A 23,940-nucleotide genomic window follows, 5' to 3' on the forward strand; every position below is an offset into this window, starting at 1 on the left:
CTCAACCGGTGACCCTGGCCAGCGCCACGCCGCCCACGATCAGTGCCAGCGCGGCAACCCGGCCGAGCGTCAGCGGGTCGTGGTAGACGAGGACGCCCAGCACGATCGCCCCCACGGCGCCGATTCCCGTGAACACCGCGTACGCCGTGCCGACCGGCAGGGTGTTCATCGCCAGTGACAGCAGGTACACCGCCGCCACGCACAGGACCAGGCACACGAGGGTCGGCAGCGGGCGGGTGAAGTTCTCGGTCGGCCGGATGCTCTGCGCCCACGCGACCTCCACCAGTCCCGCCGTCACCAGGATCAGCCAGCTCACCTCGCCAGCTCCGCGAGCCGCTCCAGCGCCGCGGCCAGCGACGCCTCGTGGGCGTCGAGTCGGTCGGCCAGCCGCGGGTCGACCAGCGCGTTCGTCAGCTCGGCGTGCACGAACACCACGTCCTCGACGTCGAAGTGGCCGGCGAAGAAGTCCCGCAGGTAGCGCTCCTCGTGGTCGAACGGCGCACGCGGGGTGCCGGGCCGGTACGTCCCGCCGCGGGCGCCGGCCACCACGAACCGCCTGCCGCGCAACGACATGCGTGGGAACGTCACCTGGTCCAGCCACGCCTTGAGCGCGGCCGGCACCGAGAAGTTGTACATCGGCGTGCCGATCAGCACGGTGTCCGCCGCCGTCAGCTCGGCGAGCAGCGGTTCCACGACCGCCCACGCCTCGCGCTGGGCGGAGGTGGTGACCACCTCGCCGAACCCGTCGGTGATCCCCGCGGCCAGGACGGCGTCGCACAGCGACGTCCAGCCCTCGGTGACGAACGGCACGGGGTCGGCGGCGAGGTCGCGGTACAGGTAGCGGCCGTCCGGGTGGACGGCCCGCCAGACGGCGGCGAAGCGGGCCGACAGCCCGCGGGAGAAGGAGCCCGGGCGGGCGCTGGCGTCGAGGTGCAGCAAAGTGGACATCATGTCCAGTTACAACTGGGCACGATGTCCGGTTATTCCCTAGGCTGGGCGCCATGAGAGCGGACGCCGCACGGAACCAGGAGAAGGTGCTGGCCGCCGCCGAGCACCTGTTCGCCACCCGCGGCGCCGGCGACGTGACCATGGACGACATCGCCAAGGCGGCCGGCGTCGGACGCGGCACGCTCTACCGGCGGTTCCCCGACCGGGCGTCGATCGCGGTGGCTCTGCTCGACTCGCACGAGCGGGCACTCCAGGAACGGCTGCTCAGCGGCCCGCCGCCGCTCGGCCCCGGGGCTTCACCGGTGGAACGGCTGACCGCGTTCTACGGCGCCATGCTCACGCTGCTCGACAGGCATGTGCACCTGGTGCTGGGCACGGAGGTCGGCGCGTCCCGGTTCGCGACCGGGGCGTACGGGTTCTGGCGGGCACACGTGCGCTCGCTGCTGGACGTGCCCGACCCGGACGCACTCGTGGACCTGCTGCTGGCCCCGCTGGCGCCGGACGTGTTCGCGCACCAGCGGGCGCTGGGAATCGATCTCGAACGGCAGCGTTCGGCCCTGGCCGGGCTCGCGGCGGGGGTGCTCGCCGAACGCGGTGGACGCCCATGAGGCGCACCGGATCCACGAGATGAACCCACGGAACGACGCCTAGGCGCGGAAGTGCTCGCCGTGTTCGGCGAACGCCGTTGCCAGCGCCTCCCGCCACGGCCGCATCGGCGGCAAACCCGCCTCGCGCCACGCCCGGTCGGACAGCACGGAGTACGCGGGCCTAGGCGCCGGCCGGGGAAACTCCGCCGTCGTACAGGGGTGCACGCGCGCCGGATCCAGCCCCAGCTCCTCGAAAACCGCCTGAGCGAACCCGAACCACGTCGTCTCGCCGCCGCCCGCGCAGTGCAGGATGCGCGAGGTCGGCCCGTCCCCCGACGCGACCGAGGATGCCAGCGCCAGCAACCCGTCCGCCAGATCACCCGTCCACGTAGGGGATCCGCGCTGGTCGTCCACAACGGACACCGTGTCGCGCGTTGCCGCCAGGCGGGCCATCGTCTTCACGAAGTTGCCGCCGAAGGCCCCGTACACCCAGGCCGTGCGCACCACCCACGCACGCGCGCCGGACCCCAGCACGGCATCCTCGCCCGCCGCTTTCGTTGTCCCGTAGGCGGATCGCGGCCGCACGGGATCGTCCGTCTCATATGGACGGTCGCCGTCGCCGGGGAACACGTAGTCCGTCGACACGTGCACGAGCGGCACGTTCGCCGCCGCGCAGGCCGCCGCCAGCAGTCGGGGGCCGTCCGCGTTCACCGCGTACGCCCGGGTCGCATCGGTTTCCGCCGCGTCCACGGCGTTGTACGCGGCGGAATTGACGACCACCGGCGAGTGGCCATCGCCCGCCGCGGACTCCGCCAGCGTCGACACGGCCTCGATCACCGCGCCCGCGTTCGTGATGTCCAGCTCAGCCGAGCCGGGGGCACGCACGACCGAAGCGCGCTCGGCAAGCTCGCGGCCCAGCTGGCCGTGCCCCCCGGGTACCAGAATCGACAGCATCAGCCCAGCTTCGCGCGATCCTTGAGCGGCTCCCACCACGACCGGTTCGACCGGTACCACTCGATCGTGCCGGCCAGGCCCTCGTCGAACGACACCAGCGGCCGGTAGCCCAGCTCGTTCGCGATCTTCGTGATGTCGACGGAGTAGCGGCGGTCGTGTGCCTTGCGGTCCTCGACCCGCTCCACCATCTCGTCGCCGACCCCGAACCCCGCGAGCAGCCGCTCGGTCAGCTCGAGGTTCGTCAGCTCGGTGCCACCGCCGATGTTGTAGACCTCGCCGGGCCGACCGGACTCCGCGACCAGCTGGATCCCGTGGCAGTGGTCGTCGACGTGCAGCCAGTCACGCACGTTCATGCCGTCGCCGTACAGCGGGACCTTCTTGCCGTCCATCAGGTTCGTGACGAACAGCGGGATGACCTTCTCCGGGAACTGGTACGGCCCATAGTTGTTCGAGCACCGCGTGATGCACACCGGCAGCCCGTGCGTCCGGAAGAACGACCGCGCCAGCAGGTCCGAGGACGCCTTCGACGCCGAGTACGGCGAGTTCGGTTCCAGTGGGTGGGTCTCCGGCCACGAGCCCGACTCGATCGACCCGTACACTTCGTCGGTCGACACGTGCACGAACTTCGAGACGCCCGCGTCCACCGCGCCCTGCAACAAGGTCTGCGTGCCGACGACGTTGGTCATCACGAAGTCGGCCGCGCCCATGATCGAGCGGTCGACGTGCGACTCGGCGGCGAAGTGCACGACCAGGTCGACCCCGGCCATGACCTGTGAGACCGTGTTCGGATCGCAGATGTCGCCCTGGACGAACCGCAGTCGCTGTTCGTCCTTCACCGACGCCAGGTTGGCCTCGTTGCCGGCGTAGGTCAGCTTGTCGAGCACCACGATCTCGGCATCGGCGAGTGACGCGTAGGCACCACCCAGTGCCTTACGGACGTAGTGCGATCCGATGAACCCGGCACCGCCGGTGACGAGCACACGCATAAAGCTCCCATTCCTCACCGGGAGTGAACCCCGGACGGCTGCTGTTGCGTCCTAAGCTTGTAACAACACCCCGGGCCCCGAGGTCGCCTCGGTATCCTACTGGGGGGATCTGCCGGGGGGTCGGGAGGAGCGGCGTGAGCGGCGGTTTACGCAAGGCCGGTGTCGTGACGAGCCGGTCACTCAGCGCACTTCTCTCGGTTGCCGTGATGAGCGCGATGGGTTACGGCTGGTACACGGTCGGTAACGTCGACGACAACACCGCCAAGACCGACGTGATCTCGCACGAGGTCGAGGACCAGCGCATTCCGCTCGACGGCGCCGTCGACATGCTGCTCGTCGGCATGGACAGCCGCACCGACGCGTTCGGCAACCCGCTGCCCAAGGAGGTCCTCGCCGAGCTGCACGGCGGCGTGAGCGACGGTGAGCGCAACACCGACACGATGATCCTGGTGCACATCCCGGTGGACGGCACCCGCGCGATCGCCATCTCCTTCCCGCGCGACTCGTGGGTCCAGCTCGCCGGCGACTTCGGCAAGCACCGCCTCAACTCGGCGTTCGCCTACGCCTACAACAACGCCCGCGAGGAGCTCGCCAACACCGCGCCGGACGAGAAGTCCCTGGACGAGCAGGCCAAGGTCATCGGCCGCAAGAACCTGATCGAGACCGTCCAGAACCTGATCGGCAGCTCGGTCACCATCGACCGCTACGCGGAGGTGAACCTGCTCTCGTTCTACGAGGTCACCAAGGCGATCGGCGGCGTCGAGGTGTGCCTGAACGCGCCGACGCACGACGATCTGTCCGGCGCGGACTTCCCCGCCGGCAGGCAGACCCTGACGGGCGCACAGGCGCTCGCGTTCGTGCGGCAGCGGCACGGGCTGCCCAACGGCGACCTGGACCGGATCGTGCGGCAGCAGGTGTTCCTCGGGGCCATGGCCAGCAAGGTGCTGTCCGCGGACATGCTGACCAGCCCGTCGAAGGTGCGTGACCTGGTCAGCGCGGTACAGCGGTCGGTCATCCTGTCCAACGGCTGGCAGCTGTCGACGTTCGCGTCGCAGATGTCCGGCCTGAACGCGGGCGGCATCGACTTCTACACGATCCCCACGCTCGGTGACGCGAAGATCGGCGGCGCCGACGTGCTGAAGATCGACCCCGCGGCGGTGGCCGCGTTCGTGTCGTCGCTCACCTCGGCCGAAGCCGACAAGACGGGCAAGACGGGCACCTCGTCCAAGGGCTCCCCGGCGCCCCGCACGACGTCCACCAGCAAGCCGCCGCCGTCGTCGTCGACCGGCCAGCCCGACCGTCCCGCGCTCGGGCTCGTCACGGTGGACGTGCTCAACGGCTCCACCACCAAAGGCCTCGCCAGAGAGGTCCGGCAGACGGTGATGAACAAGGGTTTCCAGGGCGGCGACGTCGGGGACGCGCCGGCGGTGCGGGCGACCTCGGCGATCCAGTACCCGCCCGGCGACCGGAGCCTCGCCGAGTACCTGGCCGGCGAGCTCGGCGGGCAGTTCACCCTCCTGGAGGACAAGACGCTCACCGCCGGCCACCTCACGCTCGTGATCGGCACGGACTACGAGGCGGCCGCGCCGACCGCCGGGCTGCGCCAGCAGCCGTCGACGTCCTCGCCGGCCGGTTCGTCGACCGACCCCGCCAAGCCGAAGCCCCAGATCAACGCCGGCGGATTGACCTGTGTGAACTAGCGGACGTCCGCCAAGCGGGTTGAACCCGGCTGAGCAGGCAGGTTTTCACGGGGTGACCCGTTAGCCTTGTTCTCGGGGCGCCAGCAGGGGGAGGTGACCGGTGGCCACCGATGAAGCCACGCACCAGGAAGCGGACGTCGTCGAGGAGGCGGCCGCGGACGAGCCGGTGGTCCAGACCACACCGGGACGTCGCCGGCGCTCGAGGCTGCTGGTCGCCGGGCAGATCCTCGTCGGCCTGGTCTCCGTGGCCGCGCTGGCCGCGATGTCGCTGGTGTACCTGCGGATCGACGAGCTGGACCAGAGCAAGAACACGACGAACGCCGTCGAGGAGGCGCAACGCGGGCCGAACATGCCGGCCCCGAGCGGAGGCGACGACGACGGCGCCAACGACATCCTCATCGTCGGCAACGACAGCCGCACGGACATGCAGGGGAAACCGCTGTCCGCGCGGGTGTTGCGCGAGCTGCGCACCGAGGCGACTGAGACGACCAACACGGACACGCTGATCCTGCTGCGGATCCCGCACGACGGCGGCCGGGCGTCGGCCGTCTCCATCCCTCGGGACACCTCGGTGCACGTGCCGGAGCGCAACCGCGACGAGAAGATCAACGGCGTCTACGGCATCACCAAGGCGCTGACGATGGAGCGGATGGTGGCCGGCGGCGAGAAGGACCGCGCGAAGATCAACGTCGAGTCCGACGACGAGGGCCGGACGTCGCTGATCCAGGCCGTGCAGGGGCTGACGGGCGTGCGGGTGGATCACTACGTCGAGGTGAGCCTGTACGGGTTCTACCTGCTGACACAGACGATCGACGGCGTGGACGTGTGCCTGAACCACTCGACGAGCGACCCGGACTCCGGCGCGCGGTTCAGGAAGGGCCCGCAGACCGTCCGCGGCGGCGACGCGGTGGCGTTCGTGCGGCAGCGGAAGAACCTGCCGCGCGGCGACCTGGACCGCATCGTGCGGCAGCAGGTCTTCCTGTCCTCGGCCATGCGCAAGCTGCTGACCAGCGACCTGCTGACGAACAACGCGAAGCTGACCGGGTTGCAGGACGCGGTGTCCAAGACGGTGATCATGGACGGCGGCCTGCACTTCCTCGATCTGGTGAACCTGGCCCAGGCCATGTCGTCGGGCGACGTCCAGTTCACCACGATCCCGGTCGAGGCGGTCGGCGCCAGGAACGACCGGCAGCAGAGCATCATCGTGGTGGACGTGGCGAAGGTGCAGGCGTTCGTGAAGGGCCTCCTCACGCCACCGGCCCCGCAGCCGGCGGGCATGGGCGCCGGCTACGAGGGAACCGCGCCGGCCGCCGCCGTCCAACCAGGGGTGCCGTGCGTGGACTAGCGTTCTCGGACGTGAGTCTCACGGGAAAGCTGCTACGGGGCGCGCCGGCGCAGCCACTGGTCACCCACTACGACGACGCCGCCGGCACGCGGGTGGAACTGTCGGTGGCGACGATGCGCAACTGGGCGGCCAAGACGGCGAACTGGCTGGTCGACGAGTTGGACATCGAGCCGGGCGACCGCGTGGCGGTGCTGCTGCCGGCCCACTGGCAGACGGCGGCCGTGCTGCTCGGCGCGTGGTGGTGCGGCGCGGAGGTGGTGACGAGGGGCCCGTCGTCGGTGGCGTTCGTCCCGCCGGGCGCGACCGCCGCCGAGGCCGAGGTCACCGCGGTGGCATCCCTCGACCCGATGGGCAGGGACCTACGCGGCGACGTGCCGGCGGGTTCGCTGGACTACATAGGCGACGTGCGCCTGTTCGGCGACGACTACCTGGAGCTGACCCCGGTCCCCGGTGACACCCCGTGCTTCATGGGGTCCACAGTGGACGAGATCGTGACCGCGGCGGCGGCACGCGCGGAGGTCCTGGGTTTCACCTCCTCGTCCCGCGTACTGTCCACACTGGACTGGCCGGCCGCCGCGATGGATGGTTTCGTCACCGTCCTGACAGCGGGCGCGAGCCTTGTGCAGGTAACGAACGCCGACCCGGCGAAGCTCACGAAACACCAGGAGGCTGAGCGAACAACGGACGTACTGACGTGAGCTTCGCCGCCGACGCGCGGCGAGTGAAGAACCCCGAACTCCCTTATCTGCGACGGTTGTCGGCATTCCACTCGTGCGTACAGCGGTACAACCCACTGGGTTTCGTCACGACGTTGAGCTTCCTGGAACAGCTGGCCGGCCAGTACCGGGACGACGAGGAGTCGCTGCTCCGGGCGCTGGCCGCCCTGGTCGACAGCCGAGAGCAGTGGAAACAGGCGGTGGTCGAGTACGCGGCGATGCGCCGTACGGCCAAGGCACGCGGTGAGCGCACCCCGAGCCGCCGCGCGCCGAACCCGAGCCACACCCCCGCGTACTGGTACGGCGCCGCCCGGCACGGCGCACTGCATGCGTTGGCGTTCCACCAGTTCCGCGGACTACTACCGCCCACGAAGGACGACGTCGCGGCGGACGTTCACCGGCTGGTGGACCGAACCCTGGCATCCGGCGGCGACCTGAGCACGGACGAACGCGAGCTGCTGGCCGACCTGAGCGCGGAGTTACGCCGCCGCTGCCGCACCACGAACGGTGAGGCCGGCCTCCAGGCCAAGGCACTGCGGCAGCTCACCCAGTTCATCACCACGGCAGCGAACTAGTGCGGTTGCTACAGCTCGTTCAGCAGCCCACGCACACGCCTTTCGATCTCGTCACGGATGGGCCGCACGGCCTCGAGGCCCTGCCCGGCGGGATCGTCGAGCTGCCAGTCCAGGTACCGCTTGCCGGGGAAGACCGGGCACGCGTCACCACAGCCCATGGTGATGACGACATCGCTGGCGCGAACCGCATCCACGGTCAGAACCTTGGGCGCCTCCTCGGCGAGATCGATGCCGATCTCGCCCATCGCGGCGACAACCGTCGGGTTGATGGTGTCGGCAGGCGCGGAGCCGGCGGAGCGGACCTCGACCTGGCCGTGACTGAGGTGAGTGAGGAACGCGGCGGCCATCTGGGAGCGGCCGGCGTTGTGCACGCACACGAACAGCACCGAGGTCATGCGAGCGCCTCGGCGGGACGGGTCAGGAGGGCGGCAAGCCGGTCGGTGGTCTCGGGGAGCAGCCAGTAGTAGACCCACGTGCCGCGGCGCTCGCAGTCGATGAGGCCGGCCTGGCGCAACAGCTTGAGGTGGTGGGAGATCGTGGGCTGGGAGAGGTCGAAGGCCGGGGTCAGCTCGCACACGCAGACCTCGCCACCGGCACGGGAGGCGATCATCGACAGCAGCCGCAGGCGGACCGGGTCGCCGAGCGCCTTGAACACGGCAGCCAGCGCGGTGGCACGTTCCTCGGACAGCGGCGCCGCGGTCAGGTCCACGCAGCAGTCCGAACTCTCCTGAATTGACACATGTCTATATTGACAGATCTCAATTCAACAGGCAACACTGTATTGACAATCGTCAATACAGTGCCTTGGAGGGACCTTCCCGATGAGCGATCTACGTGAGACCGTGCGCGCCCGCTACGCCGCCGCCGCGAACGCGGTCGCCGACGGCACGCCGACGGCCGACTGCTGCGGCCCACAGGAGGAGCCCGGCTTCGGGTCCGGCCTGTACGCGTCCACGGAACGGGACGAGCTGCCGGCCGACGCCGTGACGGCGTCACTGGGCTGCGGCAACCCGACCGCGGTGGCGGAGCTGCGGGAGGGCGAGGTCGTGCTGGACCTGGGCTCGGGCGGCGGCATCGACGTACTGCTGTCGGCCCGCCGAGTCGGCCCGACCGGCAAGGCCTACGGCGTGGACATGACCGAGGAGATGCTCGCCCTGGCCCGAGCAAACGCAACAAAGGCCGGCGCGACGAACGTCGAGTTCCTGAAGGGCACGATCGAGAACATCCCCCTACCGGCCAACACGGTGGATGTCGTGATCTCCAACTGCGTGATCAACCTGTCGGTCGACAAGCCGGCCGTGTTCGCCGAGACGTTCCGCGTACTGAACCCCGGCGGCCGCTTCGGCGTGTCCGACGTGGTCGCCGAGGACACCCTCACCACAGCGGAACGAGCCGAACGCGGCTCGTATGTCGGCTGCATCGCCGGCGCCCTGTCCATGTCCGAGTACCGCGAAGGCCTGACCGCCGCCGGCTTCACCGACGTGGAGATCAACCCCACCCACCAGGTCGCCGACGGCATGCACTCCGCCATCATCCACGCGACCAAGCCCGCGAACGTGTCCATCACCGACCCTCAGCCCGACTCCCGCCGCGGCGGCGCTTGTTGATCTAGTGTCCTGAGTCGGGAGTTGGTGTGTTATCGACGGATCCAGGTTTCCGCCGGCAAGGCGGCAGAAGGCCCTCGTACTCGGGCTTTTCGGTACGCCGCCAGCGGGAGGCTGGGCCGCCGAGAAGTGCGCCGAACTCCCGACTCTGGGCAGTACAACTAGCCCTTGAGCAGGGCGCGGGCCATGACCATGCGCTGGATCTGGTTCGTGCCCTCGTAGATCTTGGTGATCTTCCGGCTGGCTGATCACGACCAGCCAATCAACTGGCAGTACGGCGCCTGAGCTGCCCAAACGTTTGCCAACAGTTCTCGCCGATTCTCGGCCCTGCCCGACCTCACACGGCCTGGAGACGGCCTGATCTTGGCCTGCCCAGGCCTCTCCCTGCTCCCTCGTACAGGCCGTCACGTGCGCCGGGTCGGCGGTGTCAAGAGTGGTCGCTTGCGGCCATCGCGTCAGCGACGCGGAGCGCTCTTGATGCCGTCGGCCCGGCGTTCGACGATGGAGGCCGAGGGAGCTGCTCCGCGGTTCATATGCGCCGCCGGTGGTGGCGCTGCCGACCCGTGGCCGTGGGCGCGCCGCGCAGGCCGGGCGGCGTTAGCGGAGCGGTAGCCGCCCGTGCCGCGATGGATGCGGGCCACGTCGCCAACGGGACGGGCACCGCGCGCCGCCACCGGCGGCGCGCCCTTGATCCCATAGAGCCAAATTCGGCAGACACGTGGACAACGACTGTGTCCTGTCCCGGTAGATGCTTGACATTCCGGTCCCGCCTGATGCTTGACAGTGGGCCGTGATCGGCTTGGCACTGGCACGCACGGCGGAAGGTCGGGATTGGCTCTGGTGGAGTTGTCCGGTGCGACTCCCCCGGAGGAAGTTCAACGCCACAGGCCGTCGCCGGAATCCAGTTCGCGTCCGACTTCGTGGAAGGTGCGCCACTGCCGCGTGCCTGGTGATCTCTCTCAACTGGACGACCCACGCATAGCTACGCGACCGTACTGGGACCATCAGAGTGGCGGTACTGCCGAGAGTAGTTCGAACGTGGTCACCGATCGGCTGAACTGGAGCGGTGTGAGTTCCCTAGCTCCGCCGAGCCTCCCAGAATGACGTCATGGCGGAGACAGGAAGGAGATCTCGCTCTCCGACGGGGTCGGCTGATGAGCCGCGACTGCGGGCGTGGATGCGGTGGAGCGACTGGCCACTGACCGCACTCGCCGGACTTTTCCTTGTGCTGTACGCGGTGCAGGTGCTCTATGTGAGCGCGCCACAAGCAGCACAGACACGGATCGAGATCGCGGTCTGGGTGATTTGGGCGTTGTTCGCCCTGGACTACCTGGTCCGTATCTCACTGGCCCAGCAGAAGCTCCGCTTCGTCCTGCGTAACCCATTCGGCCTGCTCGTGTTGGCGTTACCGATACTGCGACCGCTGCGTGTTGTCACTGTCATTACGCTGCTCAACCGCCGATTCGTCCACACGTTGGAGCAGCGTGTCGCACTGTTCGCGTGTGGGGCGACCATGCTGGTTGGTCTGAGCGCGTCACTCGCCGTACTTGACGCCGAACGGGGCGCGCCAGACGCGACGATCACGACGTTCCAGGACGCTGCTTGGTGGGCGCTGACCACGATCACCACAGTTGGGTACGGAGACCGCTACCCTGTCACCGCCGAGGGCAGGCTGGTCGCCGCCGCGCTCATGGTGGGCGGGATCGCGCTGCTCGGCGTGGTCACAGGGCTCGTCGCGTCGTGGTTCGTACGAGTGCTCAGAGGCACCGAGGCGGTCGCCGGGCGAACCGAGGACGTCCTGCGACAAGAAATCGCGGACCTGCGCCAGGAGATCCGCGCGCTGACCGAGCGACAACGCGCTGACTGATGGACAAGCGAGACGAGACGCTCACCGTCAACCATCACCTGGGACCGAAGTATCAAGCATCAAGTGGGACTAGACACGCGGACATCGACTGTCGACGTCAACAACGGCATCGAACGGGCTACATTGGGGAAGTACTGCGGGTAATGGAGGCGATACGTTGACGTCGGCGCGGAGTCGTGCAGGCATCCGGACAGATGACGATTGGCCATACGGTCTTCACAAGAACACCGGGGGACAACAGATCCTGGTCGACTGGGCTGAAGCAAATGATGTTCGTCTGTCACATGCTCAAGGATCGAGGATCGACCAGCTTCGGAGCGTGGTGGGGAACGACGTCGACTTGCCATCCGAAACTCATTCTTGGGTTGATCACGCGACTGTCTGGAAGCGCGATAGGACACCGGTCGCGTTCGTGTCGCATCCCTACTCCCTGTCCGCTGACGACCTGGTCTCGCTGGGACATCTAGCTATGCACGATCGTTTGACGGTGTCGGTCCGTGGCGGAGGCTGGTACGGGCAGGGCGCTGTAATGGTCGAGGTCTGGCGCACCGCTGAACTCAAGCGAACATCAGAGTCGCACTGAACACAGACCCTCTCGTCTAGTCATTCGTCCGCCGCAAGTCGTCGTGACAGCCGAATTCCAATGAGGATCGTTGCGACGCCGAGAAGCGAGAGCAGCGGCGCCGTCTCGTCGAGCACAAGGAACCCAAGGACGACCGATGCGACTGGCACAAGATAAGTGACGACTGAGGCCCCAACTGGACCTTCAGTTCGGATGAGGGCGTAGTTGATGACGTACGCCAGGCCAGTACCGATCACGCCGAGGACCGCCAGGGCAAGCCACGGACCTACGGACCATGCTGGTGCTTCAGCGGAGTCGAGGGGCAACGTCGCTGCGGTGAGGACACTGGCCGCGATCAGTTGGCTAGTCGAGAGCACAGTTGGACTCAGGTTGCGCGGGGTGAGGTAGTGGCTCATGTACAGGTAGCTGATGCCGTAGCTCAGGGCTGCGAGCAGGCAGTACAGCGCACCTAGGGCGTCTACTGATCCGGCATCCCACGGAGTGAAGATCAAGAGACTGCCGACGAACCCCAGGACCAAGCCCACGACTTGCAGGAGACGAAGGCGCGTGGACTGACGAACGGCAAACGCGAGGACGAGCGTCCACAGTGGGGTGGTGGCGTTGAGCGCGCCGGCAATGCCGGAGTCCACTCGGGTCTCCCCCACGGCGAAGAGCAGGTAGGGAATCACGTTCGCGACCAGAGCCGCCACGACGAGATGCGCCCACACGGTGAAGTCACGGGGTAGCGCTTCCCGGCGGACCGCGATCACGGTCAGGAGGACAAGGGCACCGAGGACCATGCGAGCCGCGGTGACCTGAGTAGGACTGAATGCGTCTAGCGAGACCTTGATCCAGAGGAAGTTGGAGCCCCAGACCAGCGCGAGTATCGCGATTAGCAGGGTGCCCCGCGCGCTGGTCGTCATCAGGGCTCGACGTCGAATGTGTACACGAGGCCGGATCGGTCGGCACGGTGCACGAAGCGGGTGACCTCGAACGGCTCGCCGTCCTGGTCGAAGCTGGTGTGCAAGACATCGAGCACCGGCACACCGGACGGCGCTTGGAGGAACTGCGCTTCGTTGTGGGTCGGCATGCGGGCGGTGATCTCGTCACGGCCGGTGGTCATGACGTGGCCCTTGTCCTCCAGGCGGCCGTGGATGCCTCCGGGGCCGGTCTTCGGTTCGGTTAGCAGGGTGCCTTCGGCGTCTGACCAGCGAATGTAGGTCGTGACGAGCTGTACCGGCTCGTCGTCGGCGTGGTACTCGTTCAGCCGACGAATGACTGACTCCTCGTCGGTGGACACACCGAGACGTTCGGCCACGTCGTACGGGGGTGCGACGCGATCGATGGCCACCGCCTGGATGCTGGCTCGCTTGCCCTGACGCTTCATCTCCAGCCGGAACGGCGTGAGGCCGGTTTCGCGGTAGGTCTTGCGGGAGTAGCGGTCGTTGCCCCAGCGGAACAGGCGTTGCTTCTCGCGCACGAACACGCCCTTGCCGTGCACTGGCGTGACCAGCGCTTCCTCGGTGAGCAGGCGGACCGCTTCACGCGCGGTGTTGCGGGCGGTGCCGAACCGGCGGGCCAGCTCGCGCTCTGATGGCAGCTTGTCCCCCGGCGCGAGTTCGCCGGACGTGATCAGCTCGCGCACGGCGTCCGCGATACGGCGGCTCGGCAGTTGGCCGGCGCCTTCCGAGAGGGTCATGCCACTCAGCATACAACTGGCTTAAACCAGTTCCTTGCGGTGACCCACGTCATATGGTTCACTGGCTTAAGCCACTACTGGCTCAAGCCAGTTTACGAGGAGATGATGATGGCTGTTCCGTACGGCATGAGGTTCGCGGTCGACTTCGACGTGGTGTTTCCGCTGGGTGCGTTCATCGTGGGTGAGGTCATCCCGGTCACCGAGTACCAGTCACAGGAGGACAAGGCACGCAACCGCCCGGTGCGTCCGCGCATCGACGAGGCCACCGGGCTACCCCTCTACAAGGTCACCGTTGCGGACCCATCCGCCGAGAAGGACCGCGACAAGTCGATCACCGTCGAGATCGCCTCAAAGGTCCAGCCCGTCCCGCCGGCTACCGCTGGCAACCTGCCCTTCCGCCCCGTCGTCGTGGAGGGCCTGACGGTCCAGCCGCGCGCGGAGACGTCTGGCCAGGCGAAGTGGATCACGTGGGTCGTCCGTGCAACCGGCCTGCGCGCGGTCGACGCTGCCCCGGCCAAGAGCACCGCGTCCAAGTCGGCTGCGGCCTGAGCGGGGACGGGGTGTTCACGGTGACATGCGCGCCCGGGCGTAGCGCGTCCGCCGACGTCCGACAGATCGGTCCCGGCTGGCTGTCGCTCGTCCTGTCCATGGATCCAGGCCGAGTGGTGATCGACGCCCCCACGGTAAGTGGCGGCGGCATCATCCTGGCCCGCTTCTGCCTGGACCTCGCCCAAGTGGCGACCAGGGTCGCTACCGACCTGGACAAGGGCCAAGGCGGTGTTCGTCCATGAGTGGCTACAGCATGGCCTACCAGGTCGCGTGCACTCCTGGCCCGAACGCGGCGTCCGGCGTGACGAGGCTGCCGAACGGGGCGCCTGTGTTGGTGGTCTACCTCGACCCGGTGAACATGACCATCCAGGGCGCACCCACGCAGCAGGGCATCCGCGAGCTGGCGGACTTCTGTCGCGGGTTGGCGCACGAGGCGGCGCAACTCGCCGCGACCATCGACCCGGACGGGGAGCCCGCGCCACCGGAGGCGTCCAGCCCTCGGCATGCGTTGGTGCACAACGAGTTCGGCGAGTCCGGCGCGGGTCATTGATGCCGGCACGGGGCGGGTGTCCAGGTTCGCGGCCCATGAGCCCGTCCCGCGCCTCCCACGTCAACCCATCAGAGAAAGGAATGCGTGGTGGCAGCGAAGCTATCCGACGGTGAGCGCCCGCGACAGCAGCAGGCACCATCCACGTTGGCTGAGGCGCATGAGGTGTTGTGACGTCAGCGGCCGGCGCGGGATGCGGATCCGTTGGTGTGGGTAGATTTCCATCGGTACAGCGCGTCGGTGTACGGGCAGGTAGCGAAGGTGGATCTGCGGCACCAGCACGAGGCGACGCAGTGTGCGGGGATCGAGGTTCGGCGGGCGCGGAAGATCGAGCACCGCCTCAGTCCGCAGCTCGACGACGAGGAGGTTTGAGCGTGTCGAGTGCGGCGCGTGTCTCGGCAGATCTTCCGGTTCAGCCGTCGGACAAGGCGAGCAGTCGGGCGATCGGTGAGGAACTGCGGCGAGCGCGTGAGGCGTGTGGCTGGTCGCGATTGCAGCTGGTGGCCCGGCTGCCCTCGGGGATCGGTGATCGCACCCTGCTCAGCTACGAACACGGCACACGTCATCCCACCGCGCTGCGGTTGATCGAAATCTGCTACACGCTCGGGATCGACATGCCCACACTCATGCGTCGTGCGCTTCAACGGGCCCGCATCCACTTGGAGAACCTGCCCCTGCAGGTCGATCTACGTGCGGTGCTGAACGATAGGAACGACACCTATCGGCTGATGGTGCAGTGGGCGCGCAACATGCTCAACGAGCACCCGGATGGTGTGGTGGAAGTCGCGCCGGTGGCGGTGCGGAACCTGGCCGCGTTCGTCGGCTGTGCCTACCAGGACCTCGTCGGCTACCTGGCCCGGTTCATTCCTGACTACGACCGCAACTGACGAGCAGGGAGATATCCCGGAGTCCACAACGGATAAATCTAGCGATCCAATGGGTCTGAAGTAGACGAAAGCACACGTGGGGTCGTGTGGCGATGGCGCACGCCCTGATTCGCGATGTTGATCTCGTAGGCGCAGAAGCGGAATCCCTAGGTCTGGCAACCATTTCCGCTCCTGCGCTGTCCACCCGGAGGTAGACAGTGAACACGGTGGACTCCCTGATTGGGGCTTACCGGTCCCACGTCCTGGGCCGCCCACTGCCGCTGCCGGTCTCCGTCGACTTCACGCCGGGACCACGCGAGATCGGCGTTCAGGTCGGTGCCGGGCCGAAGCTGGGGCCATGTCTGGCCCGGCTGCTTCTCTGGACCTACACCCTCGCCGACGTGACCGCGCAGTGGTGGCACACACCAAGCAACAACCTGCACGTCACCGTCCACGGCCGAACAGCCGGCGGCGCACGCATGCGGGTCTACAGCAGCGGCCCATTCACCGACTGCCTCGGTCTCGTGCGCCTGGACCTCGGCGAGAAGGAAGGCGTGTCCCTCGACGAGCTGTACACGCTGACCGCGCTCCTGCGCGAGGCCCCATCCGACTCCGACCGGGAGGCGGCCTAGATGACCGGCAACCAGACCCGCGCAGAACGGATGCGGCAACCCCTCGCCTCCGATGTGATCGCCGCGACCGCCGAACAACACGGCGTGTGCGTGCGGTCGTTCACCATGGAAGTCGGGGATCTCGACACCGGCGAACTCCGCTACGTCGCCGTGCCGTGCGGTTCAACGATCGAGTCGCAGTGCGGGCCGTGCGCGCGAAAGGCTCGGGCGCTGCGGATGACTCAGTGCCGCGAAGGCTGGCACCTCACGGACGAACCCGACTTCACCCCCGGTGAGCCGACCACTGACCACACCGCGCTTCTCGAGCTACGCGCGGACCTGGTCAAGGCATACCAGCAAACCGCGGAACAGGGCTCGGTTGACGCGGACGAGCTGCGCGAGGAGATCGCCTCGGTCGACGCGGAACTTCGGCAACTCGGCATGCGCGGCCGATTACCCTCCCCAGACGGCCCCACCACACGCCCGGTCAAGCGGTCAACCAAGCGGCGGCAGGACGCACCGACCTGCCTCGCCGGCAAGTGGAGAAGCGGACCGTGGGCCGTGAATACGCGGGCCGGTTCCGGCCGTCCATGTTCGTCACCCTGACGCTGGACAGCTACGGGCGAGTGCGAGACGACGGCACCCCGTGAACCCGTCGACGTATGACTACCGACGGGCGGCACGAGACGCCGTGCACTTCGCCGCGCTGGTCGACCGGTGGTGGCAGAACCTCCGCCGCGTAGCCGGCTGGGACGTCCAGTACTTCGCCACCGTCGAACCACAGAAGCGGTGCGCGCCCCACCTGCATGCGGCGGTACGCGGATCAGTGCCGCATGAGGTACTGCGACAGGTCACCGCCGCGACCTACCACCAGGTGTGGTGGCCGGACCATGACCAGCTCGTCTACGACGGCGGCCACCTTCCCGTGTGGGAGGACGGCCGGTTCATCGACCCCGACAACCGGCAGCCACTCACCTCATGGACTGACGCCGTCGAGGCGGTGGAGGAGCCGGTGCACGTGGTCACCTTCGGGCGGCAGGTGCACTCCAAAGGCATCCTCGGCGGCACCGACGAAGCGGGCCGGCACATCGGCTACCTGACCAAGTACCTCACCAAGTCCACCGGTGAGGTGATCACGGCTGACACCGACCGCCAGCGGGCACACCACGACCGGCTACACGACGAACTCAAGGTCACGCCCTGCTCGCCACGCTGCCCGGTGTGGCTGCTCTACGGCATCGAACCCCAAGGCGCCAACGGCAGGACCCGGCCCGGTCACTGCAAGGGACGCGCACACCGGCGCACCACCCTCGGGCTACCGGGGCGGCGAGTGCTCGTGTCCCGGACGACGACAAGCTGATCCGTGACAACCCGTGCAAGGCGAAGACGGTCCGTCGCCCGACCAGCCCGGCCGTCGAGGTCAAGGACATCTGGCCGGAGGACCGGGTCAAGGCGGTGCGGGCCGGCATGGACACACGGTGGCGGATCACAGTCGTGATCGGCGCTGGGCTCGGCCTGCGGCAAGGCGAGGTCCTGGGGTTGTCGCCGGATGACATCGACGAGGACTCGATGCTGGTGCACGTTCGGCGACAACTCCGGACCGTGGACCGCACGCTGGTGTTCGCTCTCCCGAAGGGCAACAAGACCCGGACCGTGCCGCTCTCGCCGGGCGTGCATGCCGAGATCAAGAATCACCTGGTCGCCCATCCGCCCACGACGGTCAGGCTGCCGTGGCGCAAGCCGACCGGTGACTCGGTGACGGTTCGCCTACTCGCGACCGGAGAGGACGGCCGGCTCTACACCGGGGATCTGTTCAACAAGACCGTCTGGGAAGGCGCGTTCAGGGTGGCCAAGCTCGCTCGCGCGAAGCAGGTCGACGGCATGCACGCGCTTCGCCACTTCTACGCCTCGACCCTGCTCGCACAGGGCGTGTCGATCAAGGAACTGGCGACGTACCTCGGGCACGCGGACCCCGGCTTCACGCTCCGCGTGTACACGCACCTCGTGCCGTCGAGTCACCAGCGCGCCCGCCTGGCCGTCGACACGGTGTTCGGCCGGCCTGGCGACCCTGACGGCCTGGAGGCGGCCTGATCATGGAACCGACCTGGTCCAGCCGTGCGAGCAAGATCGTTGATCTAGCCCTTGAGCAGGGCGCGGGCCATGACCATGCGTTGGATCTGGTTCGTGCCCTCGTAGATCTGGGTGATCTTGGCGTCGCGCATCATGCGTTCTACTGGGAAGTCCTTTGTGTAGCCGGCGCCGCCGAACAGTTGGACCGCGTCGGTCGTCACTTCCATCGCGGTGTCAGAAGCGTAGGTCTTGGCCGCGGAAGCCATGAAGCCGGCGCGCTTGTCGCCGCGTTCGGTGGCGGATGCGGACGCGTACACCAGGTGGCGGGCGGCTTCGATCTTCATGCCCATGTCGGCCAGCATGAACTGGACGCCCTGGAACTCGGCGATGCTCTTGCCGAACTGCTTGCGGTCCTTGACGTACGCGATCGACGCGTCCAGCGCGCCCTGTGCGATTCCCAGTGCCTGCGCGCCGATGGTCGGGCGGGTGTGGTCCAGTGTCCGCAGTGCGGTTTTCAGGCCCGTGCCGGGGTCGCCGATGATCCTGTCCGCCGGGATCTCGCAGTTCTCGAAATAGATCTCGCGGGTCGGGCTGCCCTTGATGCCCAGCTTTCGTTCCTTGGGTCCCACCGAGAAGCCCGGGTCGTCCTGGTGGACCACGAAAGCCGAGATGCCGTTCGCCTTCTTCGTCGCGTTCGGGTCCGTGACGGCCATGACCGTGTACCACGCCGACTCGCCGGCGTTCGTGATCCAGCACTTGGTGCCGTTCAGGATCCAGCGGTCGCCGTCCAGCACGGCTCGGCAGCGCATCGACGCCGTGTCGGAGCCCGCTTCCCGTTCCGACAGCGCGTACGACGCCGACGCCTCGCCCGATGCCAGTGTCGGCAGGACCAGCTTCTTCAGCCCCTCGGACGCCGACAGGATGATCGGCTGCGTGCCCAGCTTGTTGACCGCCGGAATCAGCGACGCCGACGCGTCGACCCGCGCGACCTCCTCGATCACGATGCACGCCGCGACCGCGTCCGCGCCCTGGCCGTCGTACTCCTCGGGGATGTGCACGGCGTTGAAGCCCGCCTTGTTCAGTGCGTCGCGGGCCTCGGCCGGGTAGCGCTCCAGCTCGTCGACCTCGGCGGCGTACGGCGCGATCTCCTTCTCGGCGAGCGCGCGCACGGCCTCCCGCAGCGCCTCGTGCTCCTCGCTCAGCTCGTACATCGCCGTACACCTTCCTGCACCGGGGCTTCGACCTCGATGTTAGTGGTCGTTAGCTTCATCGGAAGTGTTAAGCCCGGCACGTAGACCGGCGTCCTTCTCAAGCACCAGCTGTTCTAGATCGGAAGCAAAGCGGGCGAGGCGATCCCGCAGCTTCTCGTCGGCCACCGACAGCATCCGGACCGCCAGCAGCCCGGCGTTGCGGGCGCCGCCGACGGACACCGTCGCGACCGGGATGCCGGCCGGCATCTGCACGATCGACAGCAGCGAGTCCAGGCCGTCCAGGTACTTCAGCGGTACGGGCACACCGACGACCGGCAGCGTCGTCGCCGACGCCACCATGCCGGGCAGGTGCGCGGCGCCGCCGGCGCCCGCGATGATCACGCGCAGGCCGCGCTCGGCCGCCGTGCGGGCGTAGTCGAGCATGCGCTGCGGGGTGCGGTGCGCCGACACGACGCTCACCTCGTACGGCACCTCGAACTCGGTCAGCGCCTCGGCCGCGGCCTTCATGACCGGCCAGTCCGAGTCGCTTCCCATGATCACGCCAACGAGCGGGCTCACTGCTTCAGCTCCCATGAATGTCGTATCCGTCCAGCCATACCGCGTCCGACAGCCAGTGCGCGGCCAGCTTCGCCCGCTCACGCACGTCGGCCATCGACGGGCCGAGCATCGTCACGTGGCCGATCTTGCGGCCCGGCCGTTCCTGCTTGCCGTAGTAGTGCACATGGGCGTCACGGAACCGCGCCAGCAGGTGGTGCAGTCGCTCGTCCGGGCTCATCGCCGGGGGCTCGGACGCGCCGAGCACGTTCGCCATCACCACGGCCGGGGCCATGACGTCCGTCGCGCCGAGCGGGTAGTCGAGGACGGCCCGCAGGTGCTGCTCGAACTGCGACGTGCGCGCGCCCTCGATGGTGCAGTGCCCGGAGTTGTGCGGGCGCATGGCCAGCTCGTTGACCACCAGCCCGTGCTCGGTGTCGAACAGCTCGACCGCCAGCACGCCGACCACGTCCAGCTCCGCCGCGATCCGCAGTGCCAGCTCCTGGGCCACCTCGGCGTCCGCCTCCGACATGTCCGGCGCGGGCGCCAGGACCTCGACGCAGATGCCGTTGGACTGCACGGTCTCCACCACCGGCCACACCCCGCCCTGCCCGAACGGCGACCGCGCGACCAGTGCCGCCAGCTCGCGGCGCATGGCGACCCGCTGCTCGACGAGCAGGGGCGTGCCCCATTCGAGCAGGCGCGGCACCAGCTCCCCCGCGCTGTCCGGGCCGTTGAGCATCCAGACGCCGCGGCCGTCGTAACCGCCGCGCGCGGCCTTCAGCACGCAGGGCCAGCCGTGCTCCTCGGCGAACGCCGTGACGTCGGCCACGCTCTCGACCTCCGCGAACGGCGGCACGGGCAGTTCCAGCGCGGCCAGCTTGCGGCGCATGACCAGCTTGTCCTGGGCATGCAGCAGCGCGTCAGGCCCGGGCCGGACGTGTACGCCCTGGTCGACGAGGTTCCGCAGGAGCTCGCCGGGCACGTGCTCGTGGTCGAACGTGAGCACGTCGCACCCCTTGGCGAACGCCGACAGCGCGTCGAGGTCCGTGTGCGAGCCGAGCGTTATGTTCGGCGACACGAGCGCGGCCGGATCGTCGGGCGACACGGCGAGCACGTGCAGGGATTGGCCGAGCGCGATGGCCGCCTGGTGGGTCATGCGCGCGAGCTGCCCGCCGCCCACCATGCCGACCACCGGCAAGCCGGTACGAGTGTCCACATACCGCAACCTACCGACGTCGCAGCCTGGTCAGCACTATGACGCCCGCGACCAGCGGGACCAGCAGGTACGCGCTGCCGAGCAGCACCTCCGGCGGCGTCCACTCCAGCTCGGGCTTCTCGCCGGCCGGGCGGTTCGGGTCGGACGTGCGCATGATGAGCAGCACGCAGCTCGCGAAGACCAGCACGACGGCGCCGATCCCCGAGAGCGCTCTGACGCGGTCCCAGCCGTCCGGTAATCGGTCGGGCAGGCGGGAGAGCAGCAGGACGACCAGCGGCACGACCCAGACGTAGTGGTGCGACCAGCTGACCGGGCTGAGCAGGATCCCGAAGAACGCCGTGACCAGCAGGGCGGTCAGTGGCTGGCCCGCGCGGTGGTAGCGGCGGACGAGCAGGACGGCCGGCACGGCGAGCACCGCGCCGATGGCGATGGCGGCGCCGAGCGCCCACGGGGCGAGGTCGGTGAGCCGCAGCATCAGGCCGTCGAGCGACTGGTTGCCGGCCCAGAAGGTGGGCCCGGTGCGTTCCGGGTTGGTGACCGCGACGCTCCAGAAACGCGTGAAGTCGTGCGGGATGATCGCGAAGATCAGCAGCTGGAGCAGGCCGAACGTGGCGACGGCCGTGACGGCGTCCTTCCTGCGGCCGGTCAGCCACAGGTGCGGCACGAAGATCAGCGGCGTGAGCTTGACCACGGCCGCGACGCCGACGAGCACGCCGCCGAGGTAACGGGACCGCTTCAGAAGCAGTACGTCGACGACGACCAGCGCCATCAGGATGATGTTGATCTGGCCGAGGAGGAGCGTGCGCCAGACCGGCTCGAGGCCGAGCGCGAGCACCGTGACGGCGACGGTGGTGCGGGCGGGCGTCATCCAGGTGGGGCGGCTGGGCACGTTCTGGATGGCGACGCGGACGACCAGCGCGAGGGCGAGCACGGAGAGCGCGCCGAGGACCCCCCAGGAGATCTGGGTGGCGAAGAGGGCGAGGGGGATGAACAGGAGCGCGCCGGTGGGCGGGTAGGTGAAGGGGAGGCGGGCCCAGGGTGGTTCGGCGGACAGTGACATGTGGTCGTAGAGGGGCTCGCCGGTCAGCAGTGCGACGGCTCCGGAGCGGTAGACCGCGCTGTCGACACCGAGCCGCCAGTCGATGGCCCAGCTGACGACGCCCGCGGCGAGGACTCCCACGGGAACGGCGAACAGCGCCAGGACGAGTCGTGGGCGCGCGAACAGCCGCCGCAGCGAGTCACGAAGCCAGTGCTGGGCGGGAGGGGCGACAGGGGCGTCCACACGCACGGAAAGAGGAAACCACGCCCCACCGACAACCTCCGCACCGGCACGGACACCTCGCGAGTCCCGTGTTCAAACACCCCGAGTTGCGGTTTCGTGCACGAGGTCTGCACGAAACCGCAACTCGGCATGCGAACGCGGAACTCAGTACGGGTGAACGCGGGACTCGGTATGGGTGAACGCGGAAGTCGGCATGCACCAACACGGGGGCTCGACATGCGCGAACGCGGGACTCGGCATGCGTGAACGCGCAACTCGGTACGGGCGAACTCGGCATGCGCGAACGCGGAACTCAGTACGGACGAACGCGGGACTCGGTATGGGTGAACGCGGGACTCGGTGTGGGTGGGCGCGGGACTCGCGGGGTGTGAGCCGGGGTGGCGTGCACCCCCCGCGAATGCACGCCACCCCGGCTTGGCCTGTCCGGGCGCTGGGACTCGCGTTTCTGTGTGCGGGTTGGTCCACGCGAGTCGGGGATGCGTCCGGACAGGAGACTTCAGGCGCGGCTGATCGACTGGAGCAGGTCGCGGGCCTCCTCCTGGGTCGCGGGAAGTCGTTCCAGGCGGAGGACCGGGCGGCGGGACGGCTCCAGCTGGGGGTCCACCTTCAGGCGTTCGGCGATCAGCCAGCCCGCGCTCAGCGCCCGGTCGCCGAAGCCGGGGCCGCGGTCCGACAGCACGGCCGCCACCGACGGGCCCAGCAACGCGATGCTCTCGCCGCCGTCGAAGACCTCGCGTAGGGCGTCGGCGACCAGGACCATCGCCATCAGGCGCGCCCAGCCCGTCACGGCGGACAGGTCCAGGGTCACCACCAGCAGCGCGTGCGTCTCCGCCACGGACTGCTCCAGCCGCGCCCCCTGCCGGTACACCTCCCCCAGCCGCGTCCGCAGGTACGCCTGCGTCGTCATGTTGGTCAGGTTGTCCGTGGCCTCGGCCGCGGGCAGGTCGCCGAACGACGCATCCGCCCAGGCCAGTGCCGCCGCGCGCACCAGCGGGGTCGGCGGCGCGTCGGGGTCCGGTGCGATCAGGCCGTCCTGGACGTCCGTGGTCAGGACCGCGTGCAGGGCGGCCAGGTCGGTGAGGGTCTCGTCCAGGCCGGCGCCCGCCTGCGCCCGTGCCCGCCCGAGATGGGACAGCGAACCGGTCAGGTCCCCCTTGCGCAACGCGGACATGCACACGGCGTCGACCTCGGGCACGCCCCAGTCACTGGGAAAGCGCCATCCGGCCGCGATGCTCGCCGTGCGCCAGCGTGCTCGGAGCACGCGCAGCTCGTGACCAGTACCGTCCGCGTCGCCACGAGAACGCGGATCAACTTCACGTACTGTCACTGTCGTCTGTCCTTCCGGCCATTCGCGTTCGGAAGGAAAACGCGGGCCACGCGTCACCGTGACGCCATTCGAGCGAATTCTCTGTCGTGGCGGCGTGTCATACGGCCAAACCGGTAACGGGGCGGTGCCGGTCCGCCCGTCTTCCGTCACACTGTCCGGGGGAGTGCGTCTGATGCGGCGG

At 68.5% G+C, this 23,940-nt stretch carries 25 protein-coding genes and 2 pseudogenes; 14 read left to right on the forward strand and 13 right to left on the reverse strand.

Annotation, left to right across the window (positions count from 1 at the left end):
• Position 1 precedes the first annotated feature (1 nt).
• Positions 2 to 316 carry a multidrug efflux SMR transporter gene (locus VET29_RS19830; RefSeq protein WP_324922518.1) on the reverse strand — a complete coding sequence of 105 codons (315 nt, stop codon included), beginning with the start codon at positions 314 to 316 and terminating at the stop codon, positions 2 to 4.
• Positions 313 to 951 (reverse strand): FMN-dependent NADH-azoreductase, encoded by a 639-nt coding sequence (locus VET29_RS19835; protein ID WP_324922520.1) that lies wholly within the window; start codon positions 949 to 951, stop codon positions 313 to 315. Before VET29_RS19835 ends, VET29_RS19830 begins: the two co-directional genes overlap by 4 nt.
• 50 nt (positions 952 to 1,001) lie before the next feature.
• Between VET29_RS19835 and VET29_RS19840 the strand changes: the two genes are divergently transcribed.
• Positions 1,002 to 1,556, forward strand: coding sequence for a helix-turn-helix domain-containing protein (locus tag VET29_RS19840; protein WP_324922522.1), 555 nt, complete (start codon positions 1,002 to 1,004; stop codon positions 1,554 to 1,556).
• 39 nt (positions 1,557 to 1,595) lie between these two features.
• Here VET29_RS19840 and rfbD read toward each other — a convergent pair whose 3' ends face one another.
• Both rfbD and rfbB read right to left on the reverse strand, forming a co-directional pair.
• A complete protein-coding gene (rfbD, locus tag VET29_RS19845) occupies positions 1,596 to 2,489 on the reverse strand; it encodes a dTDP-4-dehydrorhamnose reductase (protein ID WP_324922524.1) in 894 nt (297 codons plus the stop codon).
• Entirely contained in the window at positions 2,489 to 3,475 is a 987-nt protein-coding gene (rfbB, locus tag VET29_RS19850) for a dTDP-glucose 4,6-dehydratase (RefSeq protein WP_324922526.1), read from the reverse strand. Before rfbB ends, rfbD begins: the two co-directional genes overlap by 1 nt.
• A gap of 134 nt (positions 3,476 to 3,609) precedes the next feature.
• On the opposite strand from rfbB, the gene VET29_RS19855 reads away from it, so the two are divergent.
• The 4 genes from VET29_RS19855 (at position 3,610) to VET29_RS19870 (ending at position 7,811) form a co-directional block, all read left to right on the forward strand.
• Complete coding sequence (locus tag VET29_RS19855) at positions 3,610 to 5,175, forward strand: LCP family protein (protein ID WP_324922528.1); 1,566 nt, start codon at positions 3,610 to 3,612, stop codon at positions 5,173 to 5,175.
• 100 nt (positions 5,176 to 5,275) lie between these two features.
• Positions 5,276 to 6,520 carry an LCP family protein gene (locus VET29_RS19860; protein ID WP_324922530.1) on the forward strand — a complete coding sequence of 415 codons (1,245 nt, stop codon included), beginning with the start codon at positions 5,276 to 5,278 and terminating at the stop codon, positions 6,518 to 6,520.
• A gap of 11 nt (positions 6,521 to 6,531) precedes the next feature.
• Positions 6,532 to 7,218 carry a TIGR03089 family protein gene (locus VET29_RS19865; RefSeq protein ID WP_324922532.1) on the forward strand — a complete coding sequence of 229 codons (687 nt, stop codon included), beginning with the start codon at positions 6,532 to 6,534 and terminating at the stop codon, positions 7,216 to 7,218.
• Positions 7,215 to 7,811 carry a hypothetical protein gene (locus VET29_RS19870; protein ID WP_324922534.1) on the forward strand — a complete coding sequence of 199 codons (597 nt, stop codon included), beginning with the start codon at positions 7,215 to 7,217 and terminating at the stop codon, positions 7,809 to 7,811. The genes VET29_RS19865 and VET29_RS19870 overlap by 4 nt, the downstream gene beginning before the upstream one ends.
• Positions 7,812 to 7,819: 8 nt before the next feature.
• Here the strand turns inward: VET29_RS19870 and VET29_RS19875 are convergent, their stop codons facing one another.
• Together VET29_RS19875 and VET29_RS19880 are read right to left on the reverse strand one after the other, a co-directional pair.
• Positions 7,820 to 8,206, reverse strand: coding sequence for an arsenate reductase ArsC (locus VET29_RS19875; RefSeq protein ID WP_324922536.1), 387 nt, complete (start codon positions 8,204 to 8,206; stop codon positions 7,820 to 7,822).
• The gene (locus VET29_RS19880; protein ID WP_324922538.1) at positions 8,203 to 8,550 is read right to left on the reverse strand and encodes a metalloregulator ArsR/SmtB family transcription factor; all 348 of its coding nucleotides are present in this window, start codon (positions 8,548 to 8,550) and stop codon (positions 8,203 to 8,205) included. Before VET29_RS19880 ends, VET29_RS19875 begins: the two co-directional genes overlap by 4 nt.
• Positions 8,551 to 8,632: 82 nt before the next feature.
• Here VET29_RS19880 and arsM point away from each other — a divergent pair, with 82 nt between their 5' ends.
• Positions 8,633 to 9,418 carry an arsenite methyltransferase gene (gene arsM / locus VET29_RS19885; RefSeq protein WP_324922541.1) on the forward strand — a complete coding sequence of 262 codons (786 nt, stop codon included), beginning with the start codon at positions 8,633 to 8,635 and terminating at the stop codon, positions 9,416 to 9,418.
• 1,222 nt (positions 9,419 to 10,640) lie between these two features.
• Positions 10,641 to 11,282, forward strand: a complete 642-nt coding sequence (locus VET29_RS19890; RefSeq protein WP_324922544.1) for a potassium channel family protein — start codon at positions 10,641 to 10,643, stop codon at positions 11,280 to 11,282.
• 603 nt (positions 11,283 to 11,885) lie between these two features.
• On the opposite strand, the gene VET29_RS19895 is transcribed toward VET29_RS19890, so the two are convergent.
• Entirely contained in the window at positions 11,886 to 12,767 is an 882-nt protein-coding gene (locus VET29_RS19895; protein WP_324922546.1) for a DMT family transporter, read from the reverse strand.
• A complete protein-coding gene (locus tag VET29_RS19900) occupies positions 12,767 to 13,543 on the reverse strand; it encodes a GntR family transcriptional regulator (RefSeq protein WP_324922549.1) in 777 nt (258 codons plus the stop codon). Before VET29_RS19900 ends, VET29_RS19895 begins: the two co-directional genes overlap by 1 nt.
• 39 nt (positions 13,544 to 13,582) lie before the next feature.
• Here VET29_RS19900 and VET29_RS19905 point away from each other — a divergent pair, with 39 nt between their 5' ends.
• The 7 genes and pseudogenes from VET29_RS19905 to VET29_RS19935 all read left to right on the forward strand — a co-directional run bounded on the left by VET29_RS19905 (position 13,583) and on the right by VET29_RS19935 (position 18,207).
• Positions 13,583 to 14,092: a hypothetical protein gene (locus tag VET29_RS19905; RefSeq protein WP_324922552.1), complete on the forward strand. Its 510-nt coding sequence runs from the start codon at positions 13,583 to 13,585 to the stop codon at positions 14,090 to 14,092.
• A 238-nt stretch (positions 14,093 to 14,330) separates the two neighbouring features.
• Positions 14,331 to 14,642, forward strand: coding sequence for a hypothetical protein (locus VET29_RS19910; RefSeq protein WP_324922554.1), 312 nt, complete (start codon positions 14,331 to 14,333; stop codon positions 14,640 to 14,642).
• 183 nt (positions 14,643 to 14,825) lie between these two features.
• Positions 14,826 to 15,011: pseudogene (locus VET29_RS19915) on the forward strand (AMED_5909 family protein); the annotation flags it as partial.
• Positions 15,012 to 15,013: 2 nt separating this feature from the next.
• Positions 15,014 to 15,526, forward strand: a complete 513-nt coding sequence (locus tag VET29_RS19920; RefSeq protein WP_324922555.1) for a helix-turn-helix transcriptional regulator — start codon at positions 15,014 to 15,016, stop codon at positions 15,524 to 15,526.
• A 206-nt stretch (positions 15,527 to 15,732) separates the two neighbouring features.
• Entirely contained in the window at positions 15,733 to 16,137 is a 405-nt protein-coding gene (locus tag VET29_RS19925) for a hypothetical protein (protein WP_324922558.1), read from the forward strand.
• Positions 16,138 to 17,461: pseudogene (locus tag VET29_RS19930) on the forward strand (replication initiator); the annotation flags it as partial.
• A 122-nt stretch (positions 17,462 to 17,583) separates the two neighbouring features.
• On the forward strand, positions 17,584 to 18,207 hold the full coding sequence (locus tag VET29_RS19935) for a site-specific integrase (RefSeq protein WP_324922560.1): 624 nt from the start codon (positions 17,584 to 17,586) through the stop codon (positions 18,205 to 18,207).
• A gap of 44 nt (positions 18,208 to 18,251) precedes the next feature.
• On the opposite strand, the gene VET29_RS19940 is transcribed toward VET29_RS19935, so the two are convergent.
• The 5 genes from VET29_RS19940 to VET29_RS19960 all read right to left on the reverse strand — a co-directional run bounded on the left by VET29_RS19940 (position 18,252) and on the right by VET29_RS19960 (position 23,693).
• Complete coding sequence (locus VET29_RS19940) at positions 18,252 to 19,397, reverse strand: acyl-CoA dehydrogenase family protein (RefSeq protein WP_324922562.1); 1,146 nt, start codon at positions 19,395 to 19,397, stop codon at positions 18,252 to 18,254.
• Positions 19,398 to 19,436: 39 nt separating this feature from the next.
• On the reverse strand, positions 19,437 to 19,931 hold the full coding sequence (purE, locus tag VET29_RS19945) for a 5-(carboxyamino)imidazole ribonucleotide mutase (protein WP_414636542.1): 495 nt from the start codon (positions 19,929 to 19,931) through the stop codon (positions 19,437 to 19,439).
• 28 nt (positions 19,932 to 19,959) lie between these two features.
• Entirely contained in the window at positions 19,960 to 21,150 is a 1,191-nt protein-coding gene (locus VET29_RS19950) for a 5-(carboxyamino)imidazole ribonucleotide synthase (RefSeq protein WP_324922566.1), read from the reverse strand.
• A gap of 10 nt (positions 21,151 to 21,160) precedes the next feature.
• Complete coding sequence (locus VET29_RS19955) at positions 21,161 to 22,438, reverse strand: glycosyltransferase 87 family protein (protein ID WP_324922568.1); 1,278 nt, start codon at positions 22,436 to 22,438, stop codon at positions 21,161 to 21,163.
• A 490-nt stretch (positions 22,439 to 22,928) separates the two neighbouring features.
• Positions 22,929 to 23,693 carry a GGDEF domain-containing protein gene (locus VET29_RS19960; RefSeq protein WP_324922571.1) on the reverse strand — a complete coding sequence of 255 codons (765 nt, stop codon included), beginning with the start codon at positions 23,691 to 23,693 and terminating at the stop codon, positions 22,929 to 22,931.
• Positions 23,694 to 23,940: the final 247 nt, after the last annotated feature.

The sequence above is a fragment of the Actinophytocola sp. genome, from assembly GCF_035634895.1.
GTDB lineage: Bacteria > Actinomycetota > Actinomycetes > Mycobacteriales > Pseudonocardiaceae > Actinophytocola.

What these genes read in the sequence shown, in the direction of transcription:
- rfbB (WP_324922526.1), bottom strand. Translation starts at nt 3,475, where the DNA reads ATGCGTGTGCTCGTCACCGGCGGTGCCGGGTTCATCGGATCGCACTAC.
- VET29_RS19910 (WP_324922554.1), top strand. Translation starts at nt 14,331, where the DNA reads ATGAGTGGCTACAGCATGGCCTACCAGGTCGCGTGCACTCCTGGCCCG.
- VET29_RS19840 (WP_324922522.1), top strand. Translation starts at nt 1,002, where the DNA reads ATGAGAGCGGACGCCGCACGGAACCAGGAGAAGGTGCTGGCCGCCGCC.
- rfbD (WP_324922524.1), bottom strand. Translation starts at nt 2,489, where the DNA reads ATGCTGTCGATTCTGGTACCCGGGGGGCACGGCCAGCTGGGCCGCGAG.
- arsM (WP_324922541.1), top strand. Translation starts at nt 8,633, where the DNA reads ATGAGCGATCTACGTGAGACCGTGCGCGCCCGCTACGCCGCCGCCGCG.
- VET29_RS19940 (WP_324922562.1), bottom strand. Translation starts at nt 19,397, where the DNA reads ATGTACGAGCTGAGCGAGGAGCACGAGGCGCTGCGGGAGGCCGTGCGC.
- VET29_RS19875 (WP_324922536.1), bottom strand. Translation starts at nt 8,206, where the DNA reads ATGACCTCGGTGCTGTTCGTGTGCGTGCACAACGCCGGCCGCTCCCAG.
- purE (WP_414636542.1), bottom strand. Translation starts at nt 19,931, where the DNA reads ATGGGAAGCGACTCGGACTGGCCGGTCATGAAGGCCGCGGCCGAGGCG.
- VET29_RS19900 (WP_324922549.1), bottom strand. Translation starts at nt 13,543, where the DNA reads ATGACCCTCTCGGAAGGCGCCGGCCAACTGCCGAGCCGCCGTATCGCG.
- VET29_RS19895 (WP_324922546.1), bottom strand. Translation starts at nt 12,767, where the DNA reads ATGACGACCAGCGCGCGGGGCACCCTGCTAATCGCGATACTCGCGCTG.
- VET29_RS19935 (WP_324922560.1), top strand. Translation starts at nt 17,584, where the DNA reads ATGGACACACGGTGGCGGATCACAGTCGTGATCGGCGCTGGGCTCGGC.
- VET29_RS19835 (WP_324922520.1), bottom strand. Translation starts at nt 951, where the DNA reads ATGATGTCCACTTTGCTGCACCTCGACGCCAGCGCCCGCCCGGGCTCC.